General features: G+C 69.4%; 18 protein-coding genes. 12 read left to right on the forward strand and 6 right to left on the reverse strand.

The features are described from left to right. Positions 1–180 precede the first annotated feature (180 nt). The 11 genes from BUR28_RS13870 (at position 181) to BUR28_RS13920 (ending at position 12881) form a co-directional block, all read left to right on the forward strand. Positions 181–678 (forward strand): TRAP transporter small permease subunit, encoded by a 498-nt coding sequence (locus tag BUR28_RS13870; protein ID WP_074220674.1) that lies wholly within the window; start codon positions 181–183, stop codon positions 676–678. Beyond that, entirely contained in the window at positions 668–1996 is a 1329-nt protein-coding gene (locus BUR28_RS13875) for a TRAP transporter large permease (RefSeq protein ID WP_175566951.1), read from the forward strand. Before BUR28_RS13870 ends, BUR28_RS13875 begins: the two co-directional genes overlap by 11 nt. 71 nt (positions 1997–2067) lie before the next feature. Then, positions 2068–3147, forward strand: coding sequence for a TRAP transporter substrate-binding protein DctP (gene dctP / locus BUR28_RS13880; protein ID WP_074220675.1), 1080 nt, complete (start codon positions 2068–2070; stop codon positions 3145–3147). 232 nt (positions 3148–3379) lie between these two features. Further along, positions 3380–3745, forward strand: coding sequence for a ribosome silencing factor (gene rsfS / locus BUR28_RS13885; RefSeq protein WP_074220676.1), 366 nt, complete (start codon positions 3380–3382; stop codon positions 3743–3745). Beyond that, positions 3746–4216, forward strand: a complete 471-nt coding sequence (gene rlmH / locus BUR28_RS13890) for a 23S rRNA (pseudouridine(1915)-N(3))-methyltransferase RlmH (RefSeq protein WP_074220677.1) — start codon at positions 3746–3748, stop codon at positions 4214–4216. A 111-nt stretch (positions 4217–4327) separates the two neighbouring features. Further along, positions 4328–5848: a 2,3-bisphosphoglycerate-independent phosphoglycerate mutase gene (gpmI, locus tag BUR28_RS13895; protein ID WP_074220678.1), complete on the forward strand. Its 1521-nt coding sequence runs from the start codon at positions 4328–4330 to the stop codon at positions 5846–5848. Positions 5849–5868: 20 nt separating this feature from the next. Continuing rightward, positions 5869–6990 carry a murein hydrolase activator EnvC family protein gene (locus BUR28_RS13900; protein WP_074221661.1) on the forward strand — a complete coding sequence of 374 codons (1122 nt, stop codon included), beginning with the start codon at positions 5869–5871 and terminating at the stop codon, positions 6988–6990. Then, on the forward strand, positions 6987–8321 hold the full coding sequence (locus tag BUR28_RS13905; protein WP_074220679.1) for a S41 family peptidase: 1335 nt from the start codon (positions 6987–6989) through the stop codon (positions 8319–8321). Before BUR28_RS13900 ends, BUR28_RS13905 begins: the two co-directional genes overlap by 4 nt. A 45-nt stretch (positions 8322–8366) precedes the next feature. Continuing rightward, on the forward strand, positions 8367–8852 hold the full coding sequence (locus tag BUR28_RS13910) for an RNA pyrophosphohydrolase (protein ID WP_074221662.1): 486 nt from the start codon (positions 8367–8369) through the stop codon (positions 8850–8852). A gap of 67 nt (positions 8853–8919) precedes the next feature. Further along, positions 8920–9774, forward strand: coding sequence for a class I SAM-dependent methyltransferase (locus BUR28_RS13915; RefSeq protein ID WP_074220680.1), 855 nt, complete (start codon positions 8920–8922; stop codon positions 9772–9774). A gap of 197 nt (positions 9775–9971) precedes the next feature. Further along, positions 9972–12881 carry an error-prone DNA polymerase gene (locus BUR28_RS13920; RefSeq protein ID WP_074220681.1) on the forward strand — a complete coding sequence of 970 codons (2910 nt, stop codon included), beginning with the start codon at positions 9972–9974 and terminating at the stop codon, positions 12879–12881. 232 nt (positions 12882–13113) lie between these two features. On the opposite strand, the gene BUR28_RS13925 is transcribed toward BUR28_RS13920, so the two are convergent. The 5 genes from BUR28_RS13925 to dapD all read right to left on the reverse strand — a co-directional run bounded on the left by BUR28_RS13925 (position 13114) and on the right by dapD (position 19385). Continuing rightward, positions 13114–14430, reverse strand: coding sequence for a lytic murein transglycosylase (locus BUR28_RS13925; RefSeq protein WP_083626818.1), 1317 nt, complete (start codon positions 14428–14430; stop codon positions 13114–13116). Between the two features lie 106 nt (positions 14431–14536). Then, positions 14537–16792, reverse strand: a complete 2256-nt coding sequence (gene rnr / locus BUR28_RS13930; RefSeq protein WP_074220682.1) for a ribonuclease R — start codon at positions 16790–16792, stop codon at positions 14537–14539. 53 nt (positions 16793–16845) lie between these two features. Next, entirely contained in the window at positions 16846–17985 is a 1140-nt protein-coding gene (gene dapE / locus BUR28_RS13935; protein ID WP_074220683.1) for a succinyl-diaminopimelate desuccinylase, read from the reverse strand. Positions 17986–18226: 241 nt separating this feature from the next. Continuing rightward, a complete protein-coding gene (locus BUR28_RS13940) occupies positions 18227–18565 on the reverse strand; it encodes a hypothetical protein (RefSeq protein ID WP_074220684.1) in 339 nt (112 codons plus the stop codon). Next, positions 18558–19385: a 2,3,4,5-tetrahydropyridine-2,6-dicarboxylate N-succinyltransferase gene (dapD, locus tag BUR28_RS13945; RefSeq protein ID WP_074220685.1), complete on the reverse strand. Its 828-nt coding sequence runs from the start codon at positions 19383–19385 to the stop codon at positions 18558–18560. The genes BUR28_RS13940 and dapD overlap by 8 nt, the downstream gene beginning before the upstream one ends. 91 nt (positions 19386–19476) lie before the next feature. Between dapD and BUR28_RS13950 the strand changes: the two genes are divergently transcribed. Then, positions 19477–20316 (forward strand): LOG family protein, encoded by an 840-nt coding sequence (locus tag BUR28_RS13950; RefSeq protein WP_074221664.1) that lies wholly within the window; start codon positions 19477–19479, stop codon positions 20314–20316. A gap of 3 nt (positions 20317–20319) precedes the next feature. Here the strand turns inward: BUR28_RS13950 and rlmN are convergent, their stop codons facing one another. After that, entirely contained in the window at positions 20320–21546 is a 1227-nt protein-coding gene (rlmN, locus tag BUR28_RS13955; protein ID WP_074221665.1) for a dual-specificity RNA methyltransferase RlmN, read from the reverse strand. Positions 21547–21650 lie beyond the last annotated feature (104 nt).

Below are 21650 nucleotides of genomic sequence, written 5' to 3' on the forward strand. Positions count from 1 at the left end.
GAAGACCAGAGGTTCACGAACGCCCCGGACCGGGTGTCGCGGCGACGGCTGACCGCCCCGACATCCGGGGGCCGCCGCGCGGGGAACGCTCCGCGGCGCTTGCGAAACGAAAATCGGCCGCGCCCGGACAGAACAGGCTCCGGGACGCGCCAGGGAGGAAACGGGGGAGGGCAGTCGCACGTGTTACGCGCGCTCGGATGGATCAACGAGGCGGTCGGACGGGTCATCGCGATCCTCGCGATCGTCTTCGCCGCGATCATCGTCTACGACGTGATCCTGCGTTACGCGTTCAACGACCCCACGCGCTGGGCGTTCGACGTGACCAAGCAGATGTTCGGCTTCTACTTCATCTTGCTGGGGGGCTACGCGCTGCGCCACCAGGCGCATGTGCGGGTCGACCTGTTGACCGAGACGCTGCGCCACGGCGCGCGCCGCTGGGTCGATGCGGCGGGCTACATCCTGTTCTTCTTCCCCTTCGCCTGGGTGTTCCTGACCCGCACCTACGATTTCGCGGCCACCTCCTGGGCGCAGGGCGAAACGACCTACGGCGCGGTGCAGATCCCCGTCTATCCGCTGAAGGCGGCGATGTGCGTCGCCGCGGCGCTCCTGCTGCTGCAGGGGATCATCGAATTCCTGAAACTCGTTCTCAACCGGCCGGGCGATCTCTATGGGTCCTGAATATATCGCGCTTTTCATGTTCGGGATGCTGCTCGTCGGCCTTCTGATGGGGCATCCGCTGGCCTTCGTCCTCGGCGGGACGGCCGTGGCCGGCGCGATCGTCGCCGGCAAGCCGATGGTGCTGGGCATCGTGGTCAACCGCGTCTTCGGCGACGTGCTCGACAATTACACCCTGATCGCGATTCCGCTGTTCGTGCTGATGGCCCGCTTCCTGTCGGACTCGGGCGTGACCGACAAGATGTTCGAGTCGTTGCGGCTTCTGACGGCGGGCGTGCATGGCGGGCTGGCCCTGGCGGTGGTGTTCATCTCGATCCTGCTGGCCGCGACCACCGGCATCATCGGCGCCTCGATCACCGTGATCGGCTTCATGGCGCTCAGGCCGATGCTGCAATACGGCTACAGCCCGACGCTGACGACCGGCGTGATCGCCGCCTCGGGCTGCCTCGGCATCCTGATCCCGCCCTCGATCATGCTGATCCTGATGGCGAGCTATTCGCCGCTCTCGGTGGGCGAGCTTTTCGCAGGCTCGATGGTGCCCGGCGTGCTGCTGGGACTCGTCTATGCCGGCTGGGTGGCGCTGGTCGCGGCCTTCCGCCACGACATGGCGCCGCCCGTGCCCGCCGACGACAAGATCAGCCGCCCGGCGCTCCTCCGCATGCTGATCCTCGAGGCGGTGCCGCCGCTGGTGCTGATCCTCGGCATCCTCGGCTCGCTGCTGGCGGGCATCGCCACCGCGACCGAGGCCTCGGCCATCGGTGTCTTTCTCGCGCTCGGCATCGTGATCCTGCGCGGGCGCTTCGAGCTGAAGACCTTCTACGGCGCGCTGATCGAGACGGCGCGCACTTCGGCGATGATCCTGTTCATCGTGGTCGGGGCCACGGCGTTTACCGGCGTCTTCAACATCACCGGGGGCCTGCGCGCCACGCAGGAGATCATCCGCGGCCTGGAGATGGAGCCCTGGATGCTCATCACCATGATGATGTTCATCGTGTTCATCCTCGGCGCCTTCCTCGACTGGACCGGGATCGTGCTGCTGTCCTTCCCGATCTTCCTGCCCATCGTGCAGGAGATGGACGTGAGCCTTCTGTGGTTCGTCGTTCTGATGGCGGTGGTGCTTCAGACCTCGTTCCTGACGCCGCCCTTCGGCTATGCGCTCTTCTATCTCAGGGCGATCGCACCGAAGGAGGTGAAGACCACGCATATCATCCAGGGGGTCCTGCCCTTCATCGGGCTGATCCTGGTGATGTGCCTGCTCGTGGCGTTCTTTCCGGGCCTCGTGACGTGGCTGCCCGAGGCGCTCTATGGCGAGGGCCGATGACGGCCCTGCCCGACAACAACCAGAAGAGGCCTCCAAGGCCCCACCCCCAGTAATTATCAGGAGGATTACCGATGCGATCCACACTCTTCGGAACGGCGGTGGCCGCGCTGGCCGCGCTGCCCGCAGTCGCCCAGGAGAACTGGACGATGACCACCACCTGGCCGTCGTCGCTCGAACTGATCGAAACCGACCGGCATTTCGTCGACCTCGCCAACAAGCTGACCGAGGGCGAGCTGACCATCGAGTTCTACGAGGGCGGCTCGCTCGTGCCGGCGGGCGAGGTGTTCGGCGCGGTGCAGTCGGGCACCGTGCAGGCCGGGGCCGACTGGCCGGGCTACTGGGCCGGGCGCGACGCGGCGTTCTCGCCGCTGGCCACCACGCCCAGCCTGTTCAACGCGGTCGACTACGTGAACTGGATCCAGCAATGGGGCGGCGCCGATCTCTACAACGAGATCTACGGCAATTTCGACATGGTCTACCTGCCCTACGGCGTGACCAACAACGAATCCGGCTTCCGCACCAACGAGCCGATCGTCAGCCTCGACGACCTCCAGGGCAAGCGGCTGCGGGTCTCGGGCCTCGAACAGGGCAAGCTTCTGGAACGGCTCGGCGGCAGCCAGGTCTCGATGGCCGGCGGCGAGATCTACCAGGCGCTGGAACGCGGCGTGATCGACGGCGGCGAATTCTCGACCCCCAATGTCGACTGGTCGGCGGGCTTCCAGCAGGTCACCGGCTACTGGGCGACGCCCGGCTGGCACCAGTCGGCCTCGGTCTTTGGCGTGATGATCAACAAGTCCGCCTGGGACGCGCTCGGCCCCGAGACCCGGGAAAAGCTGCAGATCGCCGCGGACGCGACGCTTCTGTGGTCGCTGGCCTTCACCGAGAAGCGCGCGACCGAGGCCTATGCCAAGTTCGAGGAGGCGGTCGAGATCAACCGCTATGACGACGCGATGCTGGAGCAGGTGCAGCAGATGGCCAACGAGGTGATCGTCGAGACGGCCTGCGAGAACCCGAACTCGGCCAAGGTCTATCTCAGCCAGCTCGAATACCTCGCGGACTACGCCCGCTGGCGCGACGCCTCGGCGCCGTTCAACCTCGGCCGCACGCCCGACGGCCCGGATATCGAGGCGGTGCGCGACTGCGTGCAGTAGGCCGCGCGCCCGCGCAGACGGGGCCGGGCCCGCGCCCGGCCCCGTCGCACCGGCGGGTCCCGCGGCGCGCCCGAACGCTCGTGCGGCGCGCGGGACATTGAGATTTGCCGACCCCGATGCTATCTTTCACCCATGCCCAGCGTCGGGGCGCAGACGGCGCGCAGCGTAGGAGGACAATGTCCTGTCTCACCATGTTGAGGCGGCCCGCGAGGCGGCCGCACCGAATCCAGCCATGACGGCGCGGATTCCCGACGCGTCGAGCGAAGACCTGCTTGACCATATCCTCGCATCCCTTTCCGACGACAAGGCCGAAGACGTGATCACCATCGACCTGCGGGGCAAGTCGAGCATGGCCGACTACATGGTCATCTGCTCGGGCCGCTCCACCCGCCAGGTGTCGGCGATCTCGGAAAAGCTGAAGGACCGGCTCAAGGCCGACCTCGGCCGGGCCTCCAAGCTCGAAGGCAAGGACCAGGGCGACTGGGTGCTGGTCGACGCGGGCGACGTCATCGTCCACGTGTTCCGCCCCGAGGTGCGTGAATTCTACCAGCTCGAGAAGATGTGGCTGCCCGCGGGCGCCGCGACCGCCCGCGCCTGAATGCGCGTCCATGTCTGCGCCGTGGGCCGGCTCCGCGCCGGTCCCGAGCGCGACCTCGTTTCCGACTATGCGGCCCGGTTCGACCGCACCGGGCGCGGCCTCGGGCTCGGCCCGCTCGCCTTCGCCGAGGTCGAGGACCGGAAGGGCGGGGGACCGTCCGCCGAGGCGCGGCTTCTCGACCGGGCGATCCCCGACGGCGCGGCGCTCTGCGCGCTCGACGAACGCGGCAGGACCCTCTCCTCCCCGGACTTCGCGGCGCTGCTGGCCCGCTGGCGCGACACCGGCCGCCCGGCCGCGGCCTTCCTCATCGGCGGCGCCGACGGGCTCGACCCGGACCTGGCCGCGCGGGCCGATACCCGGCTCTCGCTCGGCCCGATGGTCTGGCCGCACATGCTGGCCCGCGTGATGCTGGCCGAACAGCTATATCGCGCCGCCTCGATCCTCGCCGGCGCGCCCTATCACCGCGCCTGAGCTTCTTCTGGCCCCAAATATCCCCTGCGGAGCGCGCGCCCGGGACGGGCGCGGTTGTCCTGCGGCCGTGCCCTGCCTAGAAGGGGCGCAACCGCAGAAAGGCCCGCACCGATGTCCACACCGAAACCCGTCGTGCTTTGCATCCTCGACGGCTGGGGTCTCGGCCCCACCCATGACGACAACGCCCCCGACCTGGCCGACACGCCGACGTTCGACCGCCTCATGGCGACCTGCCCGCATGCGACGCTCACCACCCACGGCCCCGACGCGGGCCTGCCCCGCGGGCAGATGGGCAATTCCGAGGTCGGTCACACCAATATCGGCGCGGGCCGCGTGGTGGCGATGGACTTGGGCCAGATCGACCTGGCGATCGAGGAGGGCAGCTTCTTCGAGAACGCCGCGCTCAAGGACTTCATCGCCAAGGTGAAGGCCGCCGGCGGCACCGCGCACCTGATGGGGCTCGTCTCCGACGGCGGCGTGCACGGCCATACCCGGCACATCCTCGCCGCCGCGCGCACCATCGCCGCGGCCGGCGTGCCCGTGACCTTGCACGCGATCACCGACGGGCGCGACGTGCCGCCGAAATCCGCCGATCGCTTCGTCGCGGATCTCGCCGCGGGGCTGCCCGACGGCGCGACCGTCGCCAGCGTGGTCGGCCGCTACTACGCCATGGACCGGGACAACCGCTGGGAGCGGGTGCAACTGGCCTATCACGCCATGGCGAACGGCCTCGGCGAAGAGGTCGAAACGCCCGTGGAGGCGGTCACGGCGGCCTATGCCCGGGGCGAAACCGACGAGTTCATCGAGCCCTCGGTCATCGGCGACCCGCCCGGCATGAAGGACGGGGACGGTCTTTTCTGCCTGAACTTCCGCGCCGACCGCGCCCGCGAGATCCTGCGCGCCTTCGCCCAGCCCGATTTCGACGCGTTCGAGACCGGCAAGCGCCCCGACTTCTCGGCGCTGCTCGGGATGGTGGAATACTCCAGCGACCATAACCGCTGGATGCAGACGGTCTTTCCCAAGCGCGAGATCGTCAACACCCTGGGCGAATGGGTCGCGAAACAGGGGCTGCGCCAGTTCCGCCTGGCCGAGACCGAGAAATACCCCCACGTCACCTTCTTGCTGAACGGCGGCAAGGAAGAGCCCGAGCAGGGCGAGGACCGCTTCATGCCGCCTTCGCCCAAGGTCGCCACCTACGACCTGCAGCCCGAGATGAGCGCGCGCGAGGTCACCGACAGGCTGGTCGAGGCGATCGGGCAGGGCTACGACCTGATCGTGGTGAACTATGCCAATCCCGACATGGTCGGCCATACTGGCGTTCTGGAGGCCGCGATGAAGGCCTGCGAGGCCGTGGACCGGGGACTTGGCCGCGCGCTGGAGGCGCTGGACCGCGCGGGGGGCGCGATGATCGTCACCGCCGACCACGGCAATTGCGAAACGATGGTCGACCCCGAGACCGGCGGGCCGCACACCGCGCATACGCTGAACCCGGTGCCGGTGATCCTGGTCGGCGGCCCCGCGGGGGCCCGCCTGCGCGGCGGCCGGCTCTGCGACCTCGCGCCCACCGTTCTGGAGTTGATGGACTTGCCGAAACCGCCCGAAATGACCGGCGAAAGCCTGATCGAGACGTGACCCCCCTGCGCCCGCTCCTGATGTGTCTCGCGCTCGCGGCCCAGCCGGCGGGCGCCCGGGGCGATCCGGCGGAAACTGCGCGCGCCGCGGCCGAGGCGCTGCGCGAGGCCGGCCGGTCGCTCGAGGCGGTCGACAGCGCGGGCGACCGGGTCGCGGCGCTGACCCGCACGATCCGCGCCTACGAGGCGGGTCTCGCCGCCCTGCGCGAGGGCTTGCGGCGCGCGGCGCTGCGCGAACAGGTGGTCGCGGCGACCCTGGACGCGCGCGAGGCAGAGGTCTCGCGGCTCTTGGGGGCGCTGCTGGCCCTGCCGCACAGCCCCGACACGATGATGGTTCACCCGGCCGGGCCGCTGGGGACCGCCCGTGCGGGCATGCTCCTGGGCGAGGTCGCGCCGGTCCTGCAGGCCGAGGCCGATGTGCTGGCGGCCGAACTGCGCGAAGTGGCGCTGATGCGCGCGCTGCAGGAAAGCGCCGCCGACAGCCTGGCCGAAGGCCTCGCCGGCGTGCAGCGGGCGCGCACGGACCTTTCCCAGGCGATGTCCGAGCGGCGCGACCTGCCGCGCCGCCTGGCCGCCGATCCCGGCGCCCTGCGCAGATTGCTCGAAAGCAGCGACACGCTGGACGGGTTCGCCGCCGGGCTCGCCGAGATGCCGGGCAGCGCGCCCGAGGCGATCGCCTCGGCCGATTTCGGCGCGCTGCGGGGGCGGGTTCCGCTGCCCGTCGCCGGCAGCGCGCTGCGCGGCTTCGACGAGCCGGACGCGGCCGGCATCGCGCGGCCCGGCCTGGTGCTGGCCACCCGGCCGCTTGCGCTGGTCACCACCCCGGTTCCCGCCACGATCCGCTATCGGGGGCCTTTGCTCGACTACGGAAATGTGATGATTCTGGAGCCCGCGGAGGACTACCTGCTGGTTCTGGCGGGCCTGTCGCAGGTCTATGGTGACGCCGGAGACGTCCTGACCGCGGGCAGTCCGGTCGGGCTGATGGGCGGCGCGGACCCGGAGGCGGCCGCGTTTCTCGACGCCGCGTCAGATCGTGGTGGCGACGTGCGGACGGAAACGCTTTATATGGAACTGAGACAGGGCGGCAGCCCCGTGGACCCGACACCGTGGTTCGCGACAGACCAAGGATTGAGGAAGCCATGAAGAGATTTGCGATGGCCGCGCTCGGCGGCACCCTGGCCGGAGCGCTGATGGCCACCCAGGTGGCCGGACCGCTCATCGCACAGGAGGCGAACCGCAAGAACTCGGTTTACGAGCAGCTCGACCTCTTCGGCGACGTGTTCGAACGCATCCGCGCGCAATATGTCGAGGAGGTCGACGAGTCCGAACTGATCGAGGCCGCGATCAACGGCATGCTGACCTCGCTCGACCCGCATTCGAGCTACCTGCCGCCGCGGGATTTCGACGACATGCAGGTGCAGACCCGCGGCGAATTCGGGGGCTTGGGCATCGAGGTCACGCAGGAAGAGGGCTTCGTCAAGGTCGTCTCGCCGATCGACGACACGCCGGCCGACGAGGCGGGCATCGAGGCGGGCGACTTCATCACCCATGTCGACGGCGAGAGCGTCCTGGGCCTGACGCTGGACGAGGCGGTGGACCTGATGCGCGGCCCGGTGGGCAGCGAGATCGTCATCACCGTGGTGCGCGAAGGCGTGGACGAGCCCTTCGACGTCAGCATCATCCGCGACACGATCAAGCTGACGGCGGTGCGCTCGCGCATCCAGGGCGACACGGTCGTGCTGCGAATCACCACCTTCAACGACCAGACCTTCACGAACCTCGAGGAGGAATGGGAGAACTCCGTCGAGGAACTCGGCGGGATGGAGAACGTCAACGGCGTCGTGCTCGACCTGCGCAACAACCCCGGCGGCCTGCTGCCCCAGGCGATCAAGGTCTCCGACGCCTTCCTCGAGGCCGGCGAGATCGTCTCGACCCGCGGGCGCGACCCGCAGGACAGCGACCGCTACAACGCCAGCAAGGGCGACATCACCGACGGGAAACCCCTGGTGGTTCTGATCAACGGCGGCTCGGCCTCGGCCTCGGAAATCGTCGCCGGCGCGCTCAAGGATCACCGCCGCGCGATCGTGGTGGGGACCAAGAGCTTCGGCAAGGGCTCGGTGCAGACCGTCATGCCGCTGAAGGGCGACGGCGCGATGCGCCTGACCACGGCGCGCTACTACACGCCGTCCGGCCGCTCGATCCAGGCGCTGGGCGTGTCGCCCGACATCGTGGTGGCCCAGCCCCCGCGCCGGCCCGCCGAGGAAGAGGAAAACGGCCCGGCGCTGCCCAGCCGCTCCGAGGCCGATCTGCGCGGCGCGCTCGACAATGACAGCATGACCGAGGACGAGCAGAAACAGGCCGAGGAAGAACTGCGCAAGGCCGAGGAAGCGGCGCAACTGCGCGAGGAGGACTACCAGCTCGCCTACGCGATCGACATCCTCAAGGGCTTCTCCGCGCTGGGACCGCAGGACTGAGGGGGCGGGGCCGGTCCTGCGCCGGCCCCCGAACACGCGCCGATGCTGTCACCCGAAGAGATCGAGAAACTGCCCTACCGCCCCTGTGTCGGCGTGATGCTGGTGAATGCCGCGGGGCGCGTCTTCGTCGGCCAGCGCAAGGACTGGCACGAACCGGCCTGGCAGATGCCGCAGGGCGGGATCGACGCGGGCGAAACCCCCGAAGAGGCCGCGCTGCGCGAGCTGTGGGAAGAGACCGGCGTGACCGCCGATCTCGTCGAGGTGGTCGGCCGCACCGCGGACTGGGTCCATTACGACCTGCCGCCCGAGCTCATGGGCAAGATCTGGAAGGGCCGGTATCGCGGCCAGAAGCAGCTGTGGTTCCTGATGCGCTTTCTGGGCCGCGACGACCAGATCGAGATCGAGACCGCGCATCCCGAGTTCTCGGAATGGGCCTGGCTGGAGCCCGGCTACCTCGTCGAGAGCATCGTGCCCTTCAAGCGCGCGGTCTACGAGCGGGTGGTGGACGAGTTGTCGGGGTATCTGCGCTGACCGCGGGCGCTTGCCCCCGCGCCGGAAATCGCGCATTGAGCCGGGCACGCGTCTTCTGGAACGGACCATGGCCGAGAAACTCGACACCCGCGCGGTGGGCCTCGATGCGGGGCTGTCCTTCATCCGCTGGCTGACCGGGGCGGAGAACCTGCATTACGGGCTCTGGACCGGCCTGGAGGTGACCGCGCAGAACCTGGGCCGGGCGCAGGCGGCCTATACCGACAAGCTGTTCTCCTACCTGCCCGAGGGGCGCCTGCGCATCCTCGACATCGGCGGCGGCGCGGGCGAAACGGCGGCCAAGCTGATCGCGCTGGGCCATGAGGTCGACATCGTGGTGCCGAGCGCCCTGCTGGCGGAGCGGTGCCGCGCGAACGCGCCCGCGGCGCGGGTGCATGAGATGCCGTTCGAGGATTTCGCCGCCGGGTCCCGGTTCGATCTTTGCCTGTTTTCCGAGAGTTTCCAGTATATCCCGCTGGCGGTCGCGCTCGACAAGGCCGCGGCCTTGCTGGCGCCCGGGGGGGAAATCCTGATCGCCGACTGCTTCCGCTCGGACGCCTACCGGAAGCGGCAGAAAATCCGTGCCGCCGGCGGCGGGCACCGGCTTTCGGCGATGCGCGCGGCCCTGGCCGAGCGACCGGTCGGGATCGTGGCCGAGGAGGACATCACCGGCGCGGTCGCCCCCTCGATCGATCTGGAGCAGGCGCTTTTCAACGTGGTCGGCCAGGCGATCGGTCGCGTCGATGCGGAACTCGCCGCGAAACGCCCGCGTGGGCGGTGGCTGCTGCGCCGCGCGCTGGGGGCGGTGCTGGGCGCGCGCCGGCGCGCGCGGCTGGCCGCGCGGCTGATGGGGCGGGAACGCACGGCGGAGGCGTTTTGCCGCGACAACCGCTACATGATCTTTCGCCTGCGCGCGCGTCCTTAGGCGGCGGTCCGGCCGCCATGCGGGGCGTGTCGGGTTTCGGCCTGGCTGGCGCCAGGCCGACCCGCCGGGGGGCGCTGCCCCCCGGACCCCCCGGAGTGTTTGAACCAAGAAGAAGACGGCAGGGGCGCGTGACGCGGCCAGGGGAGGCAGATCGGACTCCACGTGAGAACAAAACATGAATATACTGCCGACTCGTCATGTTCGCCGAACTCAGCGCCACGTCCAATTTCAGTTTCCTGACCGGGGCCTCGCATCCCGAGGAGTACATGCGCCGCGCGGCGCTTCTGGGGATCGGCGCGCTGGCCGTGGCCGACGAGAACTCGGTGGCGGGGCTGGTGCGCGCCCATGCGGCGGCGCGCGAGATCGCGCGCGAAGTGCGGCTGCGGCGCGCCGCCGATGCCGATCCGGTCGGCCCGCCGCGGCCTGCGCATCTGCCGCAACCGCCCTCGGCGCCGATCTACACGGTGCCGCGGCTGATCCCGGCCGCGCGGCTCGTTCTGGAGGGTGGCTTTGCCGTGACCGCGTTGCCGCGCGACCGCGCGGCCTGGGGGCGGCTGTGCCGGATGCTGTCGGCGGGCAAGCTGAAGGCCGAGAAGGGCGCGTGTCGGCTCACGCTCGACGATCTGCTGGCGCGGGGCCACGGGCTCGAACTGCTGCTCCACCCGCCGGCGGACGCGGCCGACTGGCGGCGACAGGCCGCCCGGCTTGCGCGCCGCTTCCCCGGGCATGTGGCGCTGATGATGGCGCCGGCCTATGATGGTGGGGACACCGCGCGTTTCGACCGCCTCGCCGCGCTGGCCCGCGATCTGGGTATGCCCACCGTCGCCTCGGCCGCCCCCCGCATGCATACCGGCCGCCGACGCCGCCTCGCCGATGTTCTGACCGCGATCCGCACGGGCCGGCGCGTGGACGCGCTCGGCCGCGATGCCTTGGCCAATGCCGAGCAGCGCCTGCGCGCGGAGGCGGAGATGCTGCGGCTCTTCGCGGGCCACGAGGCAGCCGTCCGGCGCAGCGCCGGGATCGCCGCACGCTGCACCTTCAGCCTGGACGAATTGCGTTACGAGTATCCCTCGGAACTCCGGGGGGGCGAGAGCGCGGCGCAAAGGCTGGCGCGGCTCGCCCATGAGGGGCTGGCCCGGCGCTATCCGCAGGGCGCCCCCGACCGCGTGCGCGGCCTGCTGGAGCACGAACTCGCCCTTATCGCGAAACTGGCCTACGAGCCCTATTTCCTGACCGTCCACGACATCGTCGCCTTCGCCCGTTCCCGCGGCATCCTCTGCCAGGGCCGCGGCTCGGCGGCCAATTCCGTGGTCTGCTACTGCCTCGGGATCACCTCGGTCAGCCCCGAGATCGGCACCATGGTCTTCGAACGCTTCGTGTCCGAGGCCCGGGGCGAGCCCCCCGATATCGACGTCGATTTCGAACACGAGCGGCGCGAGGAGGTGATCCAGCACATCTACGAAAGATACGGCCGCCACCGGGCGGGGCTGTGCGCCACCGTCATTCACTACCGCGGCAAGCGCGCGGTGCGCGAGGTGGGCCGCGCGATGGGCCTGTCCGAAGACACGGTGGCCGCGCTGTCGAGCCAGATCTGGGGCTGGGGCAACGGCAGCATCGCCGAGACCCGCCTCCGCGAGATCGGGCTCGACCCGGCCGACCCGCGGCTCCGGCGCACGATGGCGCTGATCGAGGAGATCCAGGGCTTTCCCCGCCACCTGTCCCAGCATGTCGGCGGCTTCGTCATCACCGAGGGGCGGCTCGACGAACTGGTGCCCGTCGAGAACGCCACGATGGAGGACCGCACCGTCATCTGCTGGGACAAGGACGATATCGACGCGCTGGGCATCCTCAAGGTCGATGTGCTCGCGCTGGGGATGCTCACCTGCCTGCGCAAGGCGTTCGAGCTGATCGAGCGCCATCACGGGACGCGGCTGGACCTCGCCACCCTGCCGCCCGAGGATCCGGCGGTCTACGACATGCTCTGCCGGGCGGATTCGCTCGGCGTCTTCCAGGTGGAAAGCCGGGCGCAGATGAATTTCCTGCCCCGGATGCGGCCGCGCAGCTTCTACGACCTGGTGATCCAGGTCGCGATCATCCGCCCCGGGCCGATCCAGGGCGACATGGTCCACCCCTATCTCAGGCGCCGCAACGGCGAGGAGGCGGTGCGCTTCCCCTCGGACGCGCTGGGTGCGGTGCTGGGCAAGACGCTGGGTGTGCCGCTGTTCCAGGAACAGGCGATGCAGATCGCGATCACCGGGGCAGGCTTCACGGCCGAAGAGGCCGACCGCCTGCGCCGCTCGCTCGCCACCTTCAAGAAGCACGGCAATGTCAGCGAGTTCCGGGGCCGGTTCCTGCGCGGGATGGCCGCCAACGGCTATGAGGCCGATTTCGCCGAACGCTGCTTTTCCCAGATCGAGGGCTTCGGCTCCTACGGCTTCCCCGAAAGCCACGCGGCGAGCTTCGCGCTGCTGGTCTACGCCTCGGCCTGGGTGAAACGCCACCACCCCGCGATCTTCGCCTGCGCGCTGCTGAACGCGCAGCCCATGGGGTTCTACGCCCCCGCGCAGATCGTGCGCGACGCGCGCGAGCACGGGGTCGAGGTGCGGCCGGTCTGCGTGAACCGCAGTCACTGGGACAACATGGTGGAGCCCGACGACGAGGGCGGGCTCGCGCTGCGGCTCGGCTTTCGCCAGATCGCCGGCCTGCCCGAGGAAGAGGGGGCCTGGATCGTGGCGGCCCGCGGCAACGGCTATGGATGCGTCGAGGATGTCTGGCGCCGGGCGGGGCTGGCGCCGGCCCTGATCGAGAAGCTGGCCGAGGCGGACGCCTTCGCCGCGCTGGGTCTTTCGCGGCGCGCGGCGCTCTGGGCGGCCCGCGCGCTGACCGCGCCGGCTCCCCTGCCGCTCTTCGCCGGCGATCTCGACGGCGAAGGCCTCCTCGAGCCCCGGGTCACGCTTCCTGCGTCTTCCGAGGGCGAAGAGGTGGTCGACGACTATCTCGCGCTGCGCCTCACGCTGCGCCGTCATCCCGTGGCCCTGATCCGGCACCGGCTTACACCGGGTTGTCCGCCTTTGGCGGCTCCCAGGCGCGTCGCGGCCGCGCCCTGACGAGACCTTGCCTCCGGCGGGGATATTTCCAGCCAGAAGAAGCAAGAGAACATTAACCTTAATGCGCCATATCGGAGGGGCGGTACAGGCGGGGACGCCGATGACCGCGCCAGGAGAAGGCCCCCTGTCCCCCCTTCACGAAGGCCCGGACAGGGGGTCGATTTCCGTCTCTTCTTCTGGCGGCAAATATCCCCGCCGGAGGCAGCCGACGCAGTCGGCTTTCCCGACGTGCTCAACGCAGGCGCTTGAGGATCTCCAGGCTCGCATAACCGTCCGGGATCATCCCGATCGAACGCTGGAAGGCGCGGACCGCGGCGATGGTGTTCGGGCCGATCTTGCCGTCGATGCCCTTGGTGTCGAACCCGGCCCGCGTCAGCCGCTCCTGCAACTCCTTGCGCTCGGCGAACAGCAGCGCCCGGTCGCCGCGGGGCCAGTCGGCGCGGATCGGCGGCCCGCCCTTCAGACGGTCCGACAGGTGCCCAACCCCGATCACGTAGGCATCCGCCGTGTTGTAGCGTTCGATCACCCCGAAATTGTCGAAGACCATGAAAGCCGCCCCCCGCGCGCCCGCCGGCAGCAGGATCGAGGCGCGCCCGTAATCGGGCACCGGCCGGCCATTCATGTCGCGCACGCCCATCGCCGCCCATTGCGAGGGGCTGCGTTTCACGTCGCGATCGGCCAGGCGATGGTCGAAGCTCGGTGGCAGCCGCACCTCCACGCCCCAGGGTTGGCCTTTCGTCCAGCCGAACCGCGCCAGGTAGGCCGCGGTCGAGGCGAGCGCGTCGGCGGGGTTGTCGCTCCAGATGTCGCGCCGCCCGTCGCCGGTGAAATCCACCGCATAGGCCAGGTAGGAGGTCGGGATGAACTGGGTATGTCCCATCGCCCCCGCCCAGGAGCCGGTCATGCGCCGCGCGTCGGTGTCGCCGGCCTGAACGATCTTGAGCGCCGCGATCAGCTGCTGTTCGAAGAACCGCCCGCGCCGCCCGTCATAGGCCAGCGTCGCAAGCGCCCCGATGATCGGCGTCGAGCCGCGATATTCGCCATAGGCGCTTTCCAGCCCCCAGACCGCGACCACGACCTCCTTGTCGACGCCGTAGCGCGCCTCGATCATCTCCAGCAGCCGGCCATGCTCGCGCAGGGCGTCCCGGCCGTTCCGGACCCGCGTGTCCGAGACCGCGCTGTCGAGATAGTCCCAGATCGCCTTGGTGAACTCGGCCTGGTTGCGGTCGCGCTCGATCACGTCGGCATTGTAGCGCACGCCGCGGAAGGCGGCGTCGAAGGTGCGCGCCGAGATGCCCTGCGACAGCGCGCGGCCGCGGAACCCGTCGATCCAGCGCTGGAATCCCCGGTTCGCGGTCGATACCTGCACGGGTTTCAAGGGCGTCTCCGTTTGGCGCGCCGGCCGCGGGGCGGGCCGCGGGCTTTGGGCGGCCGCCGCGTCCGCGTCGGGGCGCGGCGCGGGCCGGGGGGAGCCGTCGAGCGCGGCCGCAGGGCCGGGCGCGGTCAGAACGGCAAGGGTCACCGCAAGGACCCTGGCATGCGCCATCATGGAAAACATCTGCTCGGACCTTTCCGGTTTTGACCGATTGTAGCCCCAGCGCGGCGACTCGCAAAGCGGGCAATCGCCCGTCATGCGCGATCTCGCCGGATTTCGCCTAGCGGCTCTTGCGCTGCACCTTGCGGCGCGCCTTGTCGGTGCGGGCCTTGGCGCGGGCGGGCTTGCGGCGGACGGGCTTGCCGGGCTTGCGGCGGGGCCGCGCGCCCATCGGCTGGTCCTCGACGCTCAGCAGCTCGAAGGTCAGCCCGCCGGTCACCGGCACCGCCTCGGCGAGCCGCACGGTCACCCGCTGGCCGATGCCGATCTCGCGCCCGGTATCGGCGCCCATCAGGGTCTGCGCCTCGCGGTCGTGGTGGAAATACTCGTTGCCCAGTTCGCGGATCGGCACGAGGCCGTCGGCGCCGGTCTCGTCCAGCGTCACGAACACGCCGAACCGTGCGATCCCCGAGATGCGGCCGGTGAACTCGTTGCCGACCCGTTCCGACAGATAGGCCGCGAGGTAGCGGTCGGTGGTGTCGCGTTCGGCCGCCATCGAGCGGCGCTCGGTCTCGCTGATATGCTGGGCGGTGGCCTCCAGCGTGTCGATATCCTCGGAGCTGAGCCCGTCCTTGCCCCAGCCATGCGCGGTGATCAGCGCCCGGTGCACGATCAGGTCGGCATAGCGCCGGATGGGCGAGGTGAAATGCGCATAGGACCGCAGCGCCAGCCCGAAATGGCCGAAATGTTCCGGCGTGTAATAGGCCTGGGTCATCGAGCGCAGCGTGGACAGGTTGATGAGTTCGGAAAACTCGGTGCCCATCGCCTGGTCCAGCAGGTCGTTCAGGTGGCGGGTCTGCAACACCTGCCCCTTGGCCAGCGTGAAGCCCGAGGCCGCGGCCACCTCGCGCAGCGCGTCAAGCTTTTCGGGCGGCGGCTCCTCGTGGACGCGGAAGATCAGCGGGCGGCGCAGCCGGGTCAGTTCCTCGGCGGCGGCGACATTGGCCAGCACCATGAACTCCTCGATCAGCCGGTGCGCGTCCAGCCGGTCGCGGAACTTGACCGAGGCCACATGCCCGTCCTCGCCGAGCTCGATCCGCCGCTCGGGCAGGTCGAGGTCCAGCGGCTGGCGGGACTCGCGCGCCCGGGTCAGCGCCCCGTAGGCGGCATAGAGCGGCCGGATCACGTCCTCCAGAAGCGGCTCGGCCTTCTCGCCGGGCTTGCCGTCCTGTGCCGCCTGCACCTCTTCGTAGGCAAGCGCCCCGGCCGAGGCCATCAGCCCGCGGGTGAAGCGGTGCGACAGCTTGTGGCCATGGGCGTCGATTTTCATCCGCACCGCGATGCAGGCCCTGGGCACGCCCTCGTGCAGGCTGCAAAGATCGCCCGACAGCCGGTCGGGCAGCATCGGCACCACCCGGTCGGGGAAATAGCTGGAGTTGCCGCGCTTGCGCGCCTCGCGGTCCAGCGCCGAGCCGGGCGTCACGTAATGGGCGACGTCCGCGATGGCGACCCACAGGATATGCCCGCCCTCGTTCTTGGGGTCGTCGTCGGGCATCGCCAGCACCGCGTCGTCGCGGTCCCGCGCATCGGCCGGGTCGATGGTGATCAGCGGCAACTCGCGCAGATCCTCGCGCGCGCCCAGCCCCGCGGGTTTCGCGCGGTCGGCCTCGGCGATCACGTCGTCGGGAAATTCGTCGGGGATGCCGTGCTGGTGGATCGCGATCAGACTCACCGCCCTGGGCGCCGTGGGGTCGCCCAGCCGCTCGACCACGCGGGCCTTGGGCAGGCCCATCCGGCCCCGCGGGCCCGCCTGCTCGGCCTCGACCAGCTCGCCGTCCTTCGCGCCGTGGGCCGCGTCGCGGCCGACCACCCATTCCTTGTCGGCGCCCTTGTCGATGGGCACGATCCGCCCGCCCTCGGCGCCCTTGCGGAAGACGCCGAGGATGCGTTTCGGGTTCGCGCCGATCTTGCGGATCAGCCGCGCCTCGTACTGGTGTTCCTCGCCGCGCACTTCCTGCAGGCGGGCGAGGATGCGGTCGCCCTCGCCCAGCGCGGGTTCCGCCTTGCGCGCGACGAACAGCACCCGCGGCTCCGGCCCCTCGCCGTGCCATTCCAGCGGCTTGGCATAGAGATCGCCGTTCGCGTCGGGGGCCAGCACCTGCAGCACGGTCACCGGCGGCAGCTTCTCGGGGTCGCGATAGGTCTTGCGCCGCTTCTCCAGATGCCCCTCGTCCTCAAGCTGCTTGAGCACGCGCTTGAGGTCGATCCGGTCGGCCCCCTTGATGCCGAACGCCTTGGCGATGTCGCGCTTCGACGTCTGGCCGGGGTTCTCGGCGATCCAGTCGAGGATCTCGGTTTTCGAGGGGATGCGGGTCATGGGACAGGAGGTAACATGCACACCCCGCCCCGTCAGCCGGAAAGCGGGGCGGTTCAGGCGAAATAGTCGGCGAGGATGCGCGCGTAGACGCGCGCCAGCGACTCGACCTGGTCCACCGCCACGCGTTCGTCCACCTCGTGCATGGTCTTGCCGACCAGCCCGAACTCGACCACCGGGCAGACATCCTTGACGAAGCGCGCGTCCGACGTGCCGCCCGAGGTGGAGAGCTGAGGGCGCCGGCCGGTTTCCGCCTCGACCGCCCCGGCCACGAGTTCCGAAAGCGCGCCGGGCGGGGTCAGGAAGCTCTCGCCCGAGACCTTGAACTCCATGTCGAAGCGGATCCCGGTCTCGTCGGTGACCTTGTCGGCCTCGGCGCGCAGCCATTCGGTCAGGCTGTCCGAGGAATGCGCCTCGTTGAAGCGGATGTTGACGGTGGCGCGGCAGAGGCCGGGAATCACGTTGGTCGCCGGGTTGCCGGTGTCGAAGGTGGTCACCGCCAGCGTCGAGGGGTCGAAATGGCGGGTGCCCTCGTCGAGCGGATAGACCGACAGCCGTTCGACGAGCCGCGCCATCGCCGGGATCGGGTTCTGTGCGCGATGCGGATAGGCGGAATGGCCCTGCACCCCATGCGCGGTGAACCAGGCGGTCATCGACCCGCGGCGGCCGATCTTCATCATGTCGCCGAGGGTGTCGCGGCTGGTGGGTTCGCCCACCAGACAGGCCGCCATGTGTTCGCCCTCGGTCGCCATCCAGTCGAGCAGCGCGGCGGTGCCGTCGATCGCGTCGCCCTCCTCGTCGCCGGTGATGGTCAGCACGACCGCGCCGTCGGGCGGCGTGTCGGTGACGAAGTCGATGGCGGCGGCGACGAAGGCGGCGACGCCCGATTTCATGTCGGTTGCGCCCCGGCCCCAGAGCAGGCCGTCGCGCCGCTCGGCCCCGAACGGGTCATGCGTCCAGGCGGCGGTGTCGCCGGCGGGCACCACGTCGGTATGGCCGTTGAAGCCGAGGGTTTTGGGGTGGCCCTTGGCCCCCCAGCGGGCGAAGAGGTTGGCCACGCCGCCCCGGTCGACCCGGTGACAGTCGAACCCCGCCGCGGCCAGCCGGGTTTCCAGAAGCCGGAGCGCGCCGCCTTCGCTGGGCGTGACCGAGGGGCAGCGGATCAGCTCGGCGGTCAGGGCGACGGGGTCGGTCATGGGCGGGCTCCTTTGCGGGTCGGGCTCAGCGATAGCCCGCGCCGGGCAGGGCCGCAATGGGGGAGGGGTTTCGCCCCGGCCTTGCCGGGGCGACCGGCCGGGGGCTCCGCCCCGTCGCCAATGGCGACCCCCCGGGATATTTCCGGCCAGAAGAAGACGGGGGGCCGCGTTTGTCCGATGAAAGTCCGATGAAAGTCCGATGGAATTCCGATGGAATTCCGATGGCGGTTTCGGGGCTGTTTCAGCCGTCGTCGCGATCGAAGAACGGCTCCATCTGCGCCACGATCACCGCGTTCTCGGCCAGCGCGCGGGCCATCAGCGCGGCTTCCTCGTCGGGGATGTCATGGCCCTGCGCCCGGCGTTCCTCGGCGGTGCCGTAGCCGGTCACGTCGAGCGGTGCGAGCCCGGCCTGCTTCAGCACCGCCACCGTCTCGCGCACCGCCTCGGCCTCGTCCACGCCCGAGGCGTAGCACATCAGCCCCGCCCCGGTCGCCCCCTCGGGAAGGCCGTCATCGGGCTTGCGGCCGACTTCGATGAGAAGGGTGTAAACCTCTTGTTTCGGCTTGGCTTTTTCAGTCACGCAACAGCTCGTTGATGCCGACCTTGGAGCGGGTCTTCTCGTCCACCCGCTTGACGATCACCGCGCAGTAGAGGTTCACGCCGCCCTTGGAGGGCAGCGAGCCCGAGACCACGACCGAGTAGGGCGGCACCTCGCCGTAGATCACCTCGCCGGTCTCGCGATCGACGATCTTGGTCGATTTGCCGATGAAGACGCCCATTCCGAGGACCGCGCCCTCGCGCACGATGCAGCCCTCGACCACCTCGGAGCGGGCGCCGATGAAGCAGTTGTCCTCGATGATCGTGGGACCGGCCTGCATCGGTTCCAGCACGCCGCCGATGCCCACGCCGCCCGAGAGATGCACGTTCTTGCCGATCTGGGCGCAGGACCCGACGGTGGCCCAGGTGTCGACCATCGTGCCCGCGTCCACATAGGCGCCGAGATTGACGAAGGAGGGCATCAGCACGACGCCCGGCGCGATATAGGCGGATTTGCGGACGATGCAGTTGGGCACCGCGCGGAAGCCCGCGGCCTTCCACTCGTTGTCGCCCCAGCCCTTGAACTTCGAGTCGACCTTGTCCCACCAGTGGCCGCCTTGGGGGCCGCCGTCCTGCTGTTCCATGTCTTTCAGCCGAAAGCCCAGAAGCACCGCCTTCTTGGCCCACTGGTTCACGTGCCAGTCGCCGTTTTCCTGCCGTTCGGCCACGCGCAGTTCGCCGCTGTCGAGCGCGTTCAGCGTGTTCTCGATCGCCTCGCGCGTCTCGCCGCCCGTGGAGGGCGTGATCGTGTCGCGCGCCTCCCAGGCGGCTTCGATGGCGGCTTCGAGCTGGGCGTGGGACATCGCTTCCTCCGCGGAAAGGTGGCTTTCATGATTGGCCGTCAGCCTATAGACGCAAGGAACCCTAGGCGCAATGCAGCCCGATGAGAGCCCGATGACCGACGACGCCTGCCGCCCGTTCCGAGATGCCCAGAAGGATGTCGAGACCGTTCGCGAGATCCCGGACACGCCGCAGACGCGGGCGCCGGCCTACCGGCTCGCCTTTGCCGACCCCGAGTTCCTCTGGCGCGACGAGTTGCGCCCGGTGCGGCTGCAGCTCGAACTCCTGAAGCCCGAACTCCTGATGAGAGAGTTCGGCATCGAGAGCACGATCGTGCTGTTCGGTTCGGCGCGCATCCCCGAAGAGGCCAGGCGCGTCGAGGCGGCGACCGAAACCCTGGGGCGATATGCCAGGTATTACGAGGAGGCGCGCCGTTTCGCGCGTCTCATGACCGAAAAGAGCCAGACCAACGGCCGCCACCATGTCATCGTCACGGGCGGCGGCCCAGGCATCATGGAGGCGGGCAACCGCGGCGCGGCCGAGGCCGGCGGCGTGTCGATCGGGCTGAACATCGTGTTGCCGCACGAGCAGGCGCCGAACGAGTACGTCACGCCGGATTTGTGCTTCAACTTCCACTATTTCGGCATCCGCAAGATGCATTTCCTGCTGCGCGCCTCGGCCATCGCGATCTTTCCCGGCGGCTTCGGCACGCTGGACGAGATGTTCGAGGCGCTGACCCTGATTCAGACCGACCGGATGGACCCGGTGCCCTTCCTGCTGTTCGGGCGGGAGTTCTGGGAGCGGATCATCAACTGGGAGGCGCTGGCCGAGGTCGGCACGATTTCTCGCGAGGATCTGGACCTGTTCACCTATGTCGAGACGGCGGAGGAGGCCGTGGCGGCGATCGAGAACTGGCAACCTCCGCGCAAGACCGACGAGGCCTACGGGACCTGAGCCTCAGTGCACGTCCGGCGCATTGGGGCGGCGGACGACGCGTTCTGGCTGGGGCAGGCCCGCCTCTGCGGCGATCTCGAAACGCGACTTGCGGGCGCGTTCGGTGGCCGATTTCAATTGGCCGCACGCGGCCATGATGTCCTCGCCGCGGGGCGTACGGATCGGGCTGGCGTATCCGGCCTTGTACAGGATGTCGGCAAAGCCCTCGATTCGCTCCCAGTCGGAGCGTTCATACGGGGAACCGGGCCACTCGTTGAACGGGATCAGGTTGATCTTGGCGGGGATGCCGGCGATCAGCTTGACCAGCCGGCGCGCATCGGCGTCGCTGTCGTTGACGTCCTTCAGCATCACGTATTCGAAGGTGATGCGTTCGGAATTCGACAGCTTGGGGTAGGCGCGGAGCGCGTCGAACAACTGCGCCAGCGGGTACTTCCGGTTGATCGGTACCAGCGTGTTGCGCAGCTCGTCGGTGGTGGCGTGCAGGGATACCGCCAGCATGCAGCCGATCTCGGTCGCGGTGCGACCGATCTCGGGCACGATGCCCGAGGTGGAGAGCGTGATGCGGCGGCGCGAAAGCGAAATGCCCTCGCCATCCATCGCGATCTGCATCGCGTCGCGCACCGACTCGAAATTGTAGAGCGGTTCGCCCATGCCCATCAGCACGATGTTGGAAATCAGCCGCGTCTCGTCCTTGGGCTGGCCGGGCTCGGGCCATTCGCCCAGGTCGTCGCGGGCCAGCATGATCTGGCCGACGATCTCGCCCGCGGTCAGGTTGCGCACCAGCCGCTGGGTGCCGGTATGGCAGAAGGTGCAGGTCAGCGTGCAGCCCACCTGGCTGGAAATGCACAGCGTGCCGCGCCCGTCCTCGGGGATGTAAACCACCTCCACCTCGTGGCCGCCGGCGATCCGCACCAGGTACTTGCGCGTGCCGTCGGCCGAGACGTTGCGCGAGACGACCTCGGGTACCTCGATGACGAAATGGTCTTTCAGCCGGGCACGGTAGTCCCTGGCGAGGTTGGTCATCGCGTCGAAGGCGCGCACGCCCTTCTGGTAGACCCACTGCCAGACCTGCGCCTCGCGCATCTTCGCCTGTTTCTCGGGGGTGCCGGCCTCGATCAGCGCGGCGCGCAACTGCGGCCGCGTCAGGCCCACGAGATTGCGGCGCCCGGCCTCGGGGGTCTTGCGGGGAATCGGCATCGCCTCGGGCGTGATCGGCGGGCTCGCGGTCATCTGGCGCGTCTCCATCGGGTAAGGCCGCTGATATATGGGATTCGGCCGCGAAAATAAACATCCCGCAGGCGGGCGGGCCGCCCGCGGGGCGCGCCGGTCCCGGA

Origin of the sequence: Rhodovulum sp. ES.010, assembly GCF_900142935.1 — a bacterium.
GTDB lineage: Bacteria > Pseudomonadota > Alphaproteobacteria > Rhodobacterales > Rhodobacteraceae > Rhodovulum.